The sequence below is a fragment of the Microbulbifer sp. TYP-18 genome (genome assembly GCF_040932045.1).
In the GTDB taxonomy this organism is placed as follows: domain Bacteria; phylum Pseudomonadota; class Gammaproteobacteria; order Pseudomonadales; family Cellvibrionaceae; genus Microbulbifer.
The window spans coordinates 1-6,977 of record NZ_JBFRBC010000057.1 but is presented as its reverse complement, the minus strand read 5'-3'; the positions used below and the strand labels follow the sequence as shown (position 1 = coordinate 6,977).

Annotated in this window: 11 protein-coding genes; 1 reads left to right on the top strand and 10 read right to left on the bottom strand. The window is 48.8% G+C overall.

Annotated elements, in window-relative coordinates; all coding sequences use genetic code 11:
* From ABVT36_RS18650 to ABVT36_RS18635, 4 genes are all read right to left on the bottom strand, one after another.
* On the bottom strand, positions 1-483 hold a 483-nt coding region (locus tag ABVT36_RS18650), incomplete at its 3' end, for a terminase family protein (protein ID WP_368457903.1).
* Positions 483-941 carry a hypothetical protein gene (locus ABVT36_RS18645; protein ID WP_367152150.1) on the bottom strand — a complete coding sequence of 153 codons (459 nt, stop codon included), beginning with the start codon at positions 939-941 and terminating at the stop codon, positions 483-485. The genes ABVT36_RS18650 and ABVT36_RS18645, both read right to left, overlap by 1 nt.
* A gap of 229 nt (positions 942-1,170) precedes the next feature.
* A complete protein-coding gene (locus ABVT36_RS18640; RefSeq protein WP_367152152.1) occupies positions 1,171-1,404 on the bottom strand; it encodes a holin in 234 nt (77 codons plus the stop codon).
* Positions 1,401-1,778, bottom strand: coding sequence for a 3TM-type holin (locus ABVT36_RS18635; RefSeq protein ID WP_368457902.1), 378 nt, complete (start codon positions 1,776-1,778; stop codon positions 1,401-1,403). The genes ABVT36_RS18640 and ABVT36_RS18635 overlap by 4 nt, the downstream gene beginning before the upstream one ends.
* Positions 1,779-2,140: 362 nt before the next feature.
* On the opposite strand from ABVT36_RS18635, the gene ABVT36_RS18630 reads away from it, so the two are divergent.
* Positions 2,141-2,578 (top strand): hypothetical protein, encoded by a 438-nt coding sequence (locus ABVT36_RS18630; protein WP_368457901.1) that lies wholly within the window; start codon positions 2,141-2,143, stop codon positions 2,576-2,578.
* 266 nt (positions 2,579-2,844) lie between these two features.
* Here the strand turns inward: ABVT36_RS18630 and ABVT36_RS18625 are convergent, their stop codons facing one another.
* The 6 genes from ABVT36_RS18625 to ABVT36_RS18600 form a co-directional block, all read right to left on the bottom strand.
* Positions 2,845-3,198: a hypothetical protein gene (locus ABVT36_RS18625; RefSeq protein WP_368457900.1), complete on the bottom strand. Its 354-nt coding sequence runs from the start codon at positions 3,196-3,198 to the stop codon at positions 2,845-2,847.
* Positions 3,199-3,626: 428 nt separating this feature from the next.
* Positions 3,627-3,926, bottom strand: coding sequence for a DUF3566 domain-containing protein (locus tag ABVT36_RS18620; RefSeq protein ID WP_368457899.1), 300 nt, complete (start codon positions 3,924-3,926; stop codon positions 3,627-3,629).
* Between the two features lie 195 nt (positions 3,927-4,121).
* A complete protein-coding gene (locus ABVT36_RS18615) occupies positions 4,122-4,499 on the bottom strand; it encodes a D-Ala-D-Ala carboxypeptidase family metallohydrolase (RefSeq protein ID WP_368457898.1) in 378 nt (125 codons plus the stop codon).
* A gap of 60 nt (positions 4,500-4,559) precedes the next feature.
* Positions 4,560-5,387: a hypothetical protein gene (locus ABVT36_RS18610; protein WP_368457897.1), complete on the bottom strand. Its 828-nt coding sequence runs from the start codon at positions 5,385-5,387 to the stop codon at positions 4,560-4,562.
* A gap of 717 nt (positions 5,388-6,104) precedes the next feature.
* On the bottom strand, positions 6,105-6,494 hold the full coding sequence (locus tag ABVT36_RS18605; protein ID WP_368457896.1) for a hypothetical protein: 390 nt from the start codon (positions 6,492-6,494) through the stop codon (positions 6,105-6,107).
* Positions 6,494-6,934, bottom strand: coding sequence for a hypothetical protein (locus ABVT36_RS18600; protein WP_368457895.1), 441 nt, complete (start codon positions 6,932-6,934; stop codon positions 6,494-6,496). The genes ABVT36_RS18605 and ABVT36_RS18600 overlap by 1 nt, the downstream gene beginning before the upstream one ends.
* Positions 6,935-6,977 lie beyond the last annotated feature (43 nt).

Genomic DNA, 6,977 nt, shown 5'->3' with positions numbered 1-6,977 from the left:
ATTGCGGATAGGGTCATCCAGGATGATCAGGTCCGCCGGGTTGCCGGTGACACCGCCGGCCAGACCCTGGGCCAGATAGCCGCCCCCCGCGGTGGTGGCATAGCGGGTCATTTCCTCCTGGCCCGGTTTCAGCTGGGTATCGAACACCGCCTGGTGGATATGCCCGCGGATCTTGTCCCGGTTGATCCGTCCCCAGCGCTTGGCGAACGCCTCGCTGTAGGCCAGATGAATAATGTTTTTTGCCGGGAAGTGCCCGTGGTAATAGGCGGGGAAACTCTCGCTCACCAGCCGGGACTTACCGTGCTGTGGCGGTAAGAAAATCATCAGCCGCCGGCATTGGCCATCCACGATACGCTGGAGTTTTGCCGCCACCAAATGGTGAAAGCGCGCCGGCGCATAGGTGGGATCGTGGGCGATCTCGTAAGCGATCAGATTGTTGTAGGCCAGCTGGCGCCAGTCGACGCCCGCTGATTCCGCCCCCATTAGCCGGTGCCTTCCGCCTCCAGTACCGCCTGCGCCATCTTGCGCGCAGCGCCCGGGCCCACAAACTCCAGCGGGTCACCGCCCGGGCCCGTCACCTCCAGCGCCTTCAGTTCAGGCGCCCAGTGCCGCCGCAGCTGGCCGTAGCAGTGCACCGCCAGACTGAGGGTTTCGCGGCGCTCTTTGACCGCCTGCATCAACTGCTTGCCCATTAAATCCTTTACCCGGTCCGTATCGATCCCATCCGCCGCCGACAGGTCCTCCACAATCGCCTCAACCGCCCCAGAAAAAGCCTCCCGCGCATCCCGCTCCGCCTGCATCCCGATCCGCGCCAGTCCCTCCACGGGATCACAGCCCAGCGCCTGCAACTTCTCCTGCACCTGCTGTGTCCGCTTGTTCGGCGTACCCTTGGTGCGTCCACCGGTTTTTTTACCGCCGCTCTTGCCTTCCGTCGACATCACACCCACCTCTTGTTNAGTAAATTCAGCGAAGGCACCCGATAGGGTTTGCGTGCCTCCAGGGTTTTTCTATGGCCGGGCCCGCCGTGCCGCACCTCGTAGCCACCCACCATCAGGCAGCGGCGGATGGTGTTGCGCGTCAGCCCCGTCTTCTCCACCAGATAGTGCATAGTCGTCCACTCGGGTCCAACCACCGCCGCCACCCGTCGCTGCGCCTCACCGTAACCCTGCTTCATACCTCCTCCGGCCATTTTTGCGCTTTCTCCTGCCGCTGCCTGGCCAGTTTGTGCCGCTGGTAGCTGTAGTACCAATTCATCACAAAGGAGGCGACAGCTACCAAAGCACAGATGAAGCCAATGGGGTTTTGAGTGAACAGGCTGTAGAGGCTGCCAATCGCACCGGCGGTTACTGTAGTGGCGTGGCCGGCCTTCTCCGCCAGCTCTCGCATCAGGTCGTGAACAGTCATGACTGTTTCCATGTCTTGATAGCTTTTTCAGCACTGCGGCCCACTACATAACCACCCAGGCCGATTTTTACGATCTCCAACAGTGCCAGTGTTTGCTCCTCACTGAGGTTTGGTGCGGTCCACCCCAACCAATGCGCCACCACAAGACTGACAAACGTCAGCATGGCAATAGGACGCCAGCAACGCTGTAGCCAGCTCTCACCACCCGCTTCCGCCGTAATCACACTGGTGGCCGACTCCAACTCCTTGAGTTCCATCGCAATCAACTGGCGGTCAATCTCAGCCTTGAGCCTATTCGCTTCCGACTTGTCAGGGAACGCCTTATCAATGGCCTTGCCGATCAAACCGGAGATCGCACTAATTGCACCTAGCATCAGTAGCTCCAAATTGAAAAAATTGGGTGAGAGCGGAAGCGGCCCACCTCTTGTCCTCCAAAGCGCACGTTTAACCCCAAGCCATCTTTGGGAAAATACCGTTGTATTAGAATATGCTTTCGGTTAGTTTGTGAAAGGCCTGAACTTTCGGGGTATCCCTCACGGCCTAAATATAAATACCGGAAATTTACTTATGTTAAGTGCTCTAATAGTTCTGGTATCCCCAGTCGTGCTGGCTGGCATCAAGGGCCACATGAGAAACAAATATTTAACCAAAGTACTTTAATTTCTTCGATAGTTGGCGAAAGATAAAAAACACGCCAGGAGCACATAGTGCAACATTAAAAATGAAGGAGAAAACCATGCAAAAAGAAGTCTCAAGGTGGAGAATAAATATATTAAGAGCATTTTATCTTTTTATAGCTGTAGTATTTGGCTTTAGTGTATGGCCGACCATCATCAACCCAGGTGAAATATGGGACCCCTTGGAAGGAGTGGCATTCAGTTTTTGGGGGGCTCTTACCTTACTATCCCTATTCGGCGTTTTGCATCCTCTGAAAATGCTACCAGTGCTGTTGATGCAGTTAACCTATAAAGCAATTTGGATGCTTGCAGTTGGAGCACAACTTTGGCTGGCAGGAGAAATCGACCCTATAGCCGCGGAACTCGTAAATGCGAATGCCATTGGAATCGTCATTGATCTACTTGTTATCCCTTGGCCATACGTTTGGGCGACTTACATTTTGACATCCAACCCCTATAAACGTACTAATTTCTCAAAGAGTGAAGTAAATAACTAGCCAGGATATTCAAAGGTCAAAATTTTAGAGTGCTTTATTTTGGCCTCTGACTCTGATGAAGGTAGCTCCAAGTAAGACCTGGGGAAGTAGCTTTCTCCAGGCATAAAAAAACCGGCTCAGTGGCCGGTTTGAATGGTTGGTTAGCTTATATGAGAATTTACGCCTCACTAGTTAAGTGCCATGCCTGGCACACACGCACATATAGGCTGCGACTATGGAGTAGCCGCCCTAAGAATACCCGAAGGGCCTAAGCCTTCTTGGTGTTCTTATTGAGTATCAGGTAAAGAACCATATTTATAGAGCGCACCTTTCAGTAAAAGACCCTGTTTATGCACGATAATCGCGTCACCCGACTTCACCATTACATTCCTCGGTAGCGTAATATCCACTTCTTTACCTGAGGCTAAGTTTACCCGCACACTTGCATAAGACGCACTGCTCGTTGAACTATGGGTGAGCCCAACCTTTTCCACTATGCCTTGAATTTCTTCTGGCTCTCCAACGGGCACATTAAAGTTGAAGGAAAACACAAAAGCCAGCATAAACAACAGCAGGAAGAGTACACCAAAATTCCATCCCGAGAAGAAGAACTTGATTTCGTGAACTATGCGCATATCCAATAAAACTCCCCGTACAGGCGAACAATTTATTGCAAGTCCAGCACTAAAGATGCGTACTGCTGGGCCTTGTTGCGTAGTTTTATAGCTGCCAAATTAAAAGTGCCAAGAGCACCAGCGCTATGGTTCCAACGGCCTGTACTCCTCCACTAGAGACATACTTTATACCGTCGTGGGTATAGATCAGTCGACCACGATCCGAAAGCTTTCGCAAATATTCTTTCTTGATGGGAGCCGGTCGATACCGACCAAAGGAAAGAACAAAGATTAAAAGCGCCCCAATACCATAAAGAACGGTCTCGAATACGAAGCTTAGTATACTATCCATAAATTATTTCACGTAACGTAGCCATAACCGGCATCCACAACGCAGTGTACCCTTTCCAGAGCAGGCCGTGCTTTTTGCAGCCGGGGTGAACTTGAACAACTTGCTAAGATTCACTTTTTTCGGATAGTTCAAATTGAACACCGCCGGTAAATCTTGAGGTAAAATTATAGATGAGTGCTCCGACAGCAGTCATTACATAACCGAGCACTAAATACATAATAGGCAAGGCGAACATTAAGCCCATAGGCACAGCAGCATCAACTGGGTTGCCGTCAGGATCAGTCATCGGCGCGTTGAATAATACTAAACTCATAGGAATCAAAAATATAAGTGAACTTAAAGCCATCACGCAGGCAAAAGTTAATGAAGTTCTATGCACCGCAAACTTAGAAATCGCTTTCAATTGAATAACCCTTATTTAGACTTCTGGTATGTTCATATAGTGATCAATATTATCCTGATTCTTATCGCAGAAGCAATTCTGCGCCAGCTTTCTGCTGACTCTATTAAAGTTAAAGTTGATCGATTGAACAAATTTTATACCATCAATCCAGGTGCAAAAATGCTCATCGACACGCCTATCTCAGGAATAATTCCCTCAGTAGCTCCACACAGTAGGCCGAGCCCGCTCGCCCGGTATAGGACCAAGGTCATCCATGTGGATGAATCGGCCGCCATGAGCGCCCTTCTGCTTCACACCGATACCGGTAAAGCCCTCCTCCTGCGCGATACTCAGCAGCTCATAGGCCCGCCCACCAGCAACTGATACATCCACCGCCTGCCCCGTGGTGTGCGTCATGGTGGAGCCGATCTTGGCGCAATGGGCCGGGCAGCGATAACCCGAGTTGATCGCCATTGGTTTCTTAAACCGCTCCCTCACCCTGATCAATCGGCGCAAGGTGTCATCCGAGAAGTGGTTCTTGCCACAACAACTGCAAGCCAACTCCTCTTCCGTGAAGTAGTCGTTCTTGAACATGGGATCACCAGATACAAAAAAGCCCGCACTGGGCGGGCCTTAAAAGACGATATAGATTATTTAGTCAGTAGGGTTATAACAGTGCGGGTTACAAGGAGGATTGCCTTGAACGTAAACATCACCCAAAGATACACTCTTTGAATGCACTCCATCGTTTATAGAGGCTCTTACATTATAGTTGCCGCCATCACGAACATAGAAAGTTGCATAAGGAGTGGAAGTTTCCTGCCTATAGCTAGTAGAACTTGGGTAACTCAAGTTCGACAAATACCATACATAAGTAACCCCTACTCCCTCAATAGCTGCCTTAGAATATGTATTGTCGTAAGTACTATTTACTTCGGCGTAAACTACCTTGCTATTTTCACTTAATATTTTCTTTGAGATTGTTGGTACAGACTGAACATTAATATTTTTACATATCGTTACATAAATAATATTTCCTGCTAAATCTGGATCTTTAAATGAATAATCTATTTGAACATAATTGGATCCACGGTTGGGAAAGTAAATATTTCGCTTCGCCACCTGCTTAAAATCTTGATAGCTATACTCATCTGAACCTGCATCGCCATCCAAACTAGAAAAATATGCAGTTCTTCCGTCTAATAATAATCCAGAGCCGTTTAATAGCTCGCCTTCATGTCTATAGGTTTCGGTAGATCCAACTAAGACATACCTATCCCCTTTTACATTTGATGAGTCACCACCAAATCCAAGAACGCCACAATGGTCGTACAAATACGGAGTGGCTGCAAAGCTATTGGAGGAAGCCAACAACAAAACAAAGAATCCAGCAAATAATTTATTCATGAATAAATACTCCCTTATTAAAAACATGAAAATAGTATAAATATTTTCTAATTTTAAATTTTTTAAAATTAACAATAAATTTTTACCTATAAAATATAAATTACAGCTTCATCTCCTTTTCTTATTTTTTCTGTAATCCAGAATACAAGCGTAGCATACCCAATACAACATCAGAAAGAAAAACTTTTTATAGTTAATACTTGAAATTACTTGAACAATATCAAGTGGCATTCTAGTGATTTCCATAATTACGATACCTCTGCACTTGCTTTCCATCCCTGCACAATCCAGTACAACCAAATCAATTCAATACATACCTACGAATTGAACCCATATCTAACTACCTATCAACACAAGATCAAATCACCTTTCTAGCTTTACCAGTTCAACTCCACTCCACGGGAATAAGTACTTAACTTAGTGATGCAGTTGGCCAAACAGTGGTAGCCGACGTTAAATCAATTTTGACTCAACGGCCTTACTGGAAGCCCCATCAGCTCAAAATCATCAGGGTGTACCACTACATGCTTTAACTGGAAATCGTTATAGAGAATCCACCTGTTCCAGCGCTTGGCTATTGCAAGGCATCTGGGAATTTCACCCATAAGGGGCAGTGACTCTGGAGCAAACAGCCGAATTACAGCCATAAAAAAGCCCCGCCGGATTAACCAGACGGGGCTTTTAAGGGGGGGGGGAGTAATGGTGCCACCGTGCATACTTTTCGGCAGCTTACCTAAAAATAACACCTAGGCGCCTAGGCTGTCAATGCATACAGGCTGTATTTAGATACAGTTACGCGACATTTTGCGCCAAATAGAACGCCTCGACCGTTCCCTCTATGAGATTGCACATATTGTCCACCCAGGCTTTCGACCTCTTAAGCCTTTTTGCCACCTTCTGCCTCTCCCAGCGATAGTAGTAACGCAGCCAAAATATGGCTTCCTCCAGCTTGGCCCGCTCGCGATCTTTACGCCTCATGACGGCATTCAGGTACACCAGGACTGCCCTGTCTACTTGCTCAGCTCGCTCATAGTCGATAGGCTCTCGGCCACTGGGCACCTTTAGCCCAAACGCCGCCATACGGGGCCAGCTGACTGAATCCCCTGCCCTCTCTGGATAAGCCCGTGACCACTCCCATAGGAGATCGCGGATTTCAATCGCGGACGTTGCGTGCTCCTGCATCAGAAATACCCGACAAACTCTATTCGTCCCATATCGCCGCCCTTCCTCAGCACCTGCATACGGCGGTACTCCTCTCGGTAATGCCTCGATATTTCGCTCTTGTGTCTTTGCTTCACATCCCGCCTGGCGAATCGGGCATTGTCCACCACCTGCTTTTTCTCCAGCAGGATGTCGTAGGCGCCATCCCCGAGTCTTTCCCTTACCCACCGGGTGAACTCGTGCGGGTTACCCTCAAAGAAGTAGTGACAGCGGGTACAGTGAGCAAACGCATTATTTGGGTCGAACCGAACTGCGTAGTTCCCCCGTCCATGGAAGTGAGAGCATTGCAGCCCAGCGCTGTTTTCAGGGTATTCGCTTTGGCAGCCCTCACACCGCCAGCCAGCCCTTTCCCGTACACACCTTGAGAACCATTTATCCGCGCTTGTGATCTTTACACCCACGGCTCAACTCTCCCCAAATGGCCTTGTATTCCCCCGCATAGGG

Coding starts and splice junctions, on each gene's coding strand:
- ABVT36_RS18630 (WP_368457901.1), top strand. CDS start 2,141: ATGCAAAAAGAAGTCTCAAGGTGGAGAATAAATATATTAAGAGCATTT.
- ABVT36_RS18605 (WP_368457896.1), bottom strand. CDS start 6,494: ATGCAGGAGCACGCAACGTCCGCGATTGAAATCCGCGATCTCCTATGG.
- ABVT36_RS18640 (WP_367152152.1), bottom strand. CDS start 1,404: ATGACTGTTCACGACCTGATGCGAGAGCTGGCGGAGAAGGCCGGCCAC.
- ABVT36_RS18615 (WP_368457898.1), bottom strand. CDS start 4,499: ATGTTCAAGAACGACTACTTCACGGAAGAGGAGTTGGCTTGCAGTTGT.
- ABVT36_RS18635 (WP_368457902.1), bottom strand. CDS start 1,778: ATGCTAGGTGCAATTAGTGCGATCTCCGGTTTGATCGGCAAGGCCATT.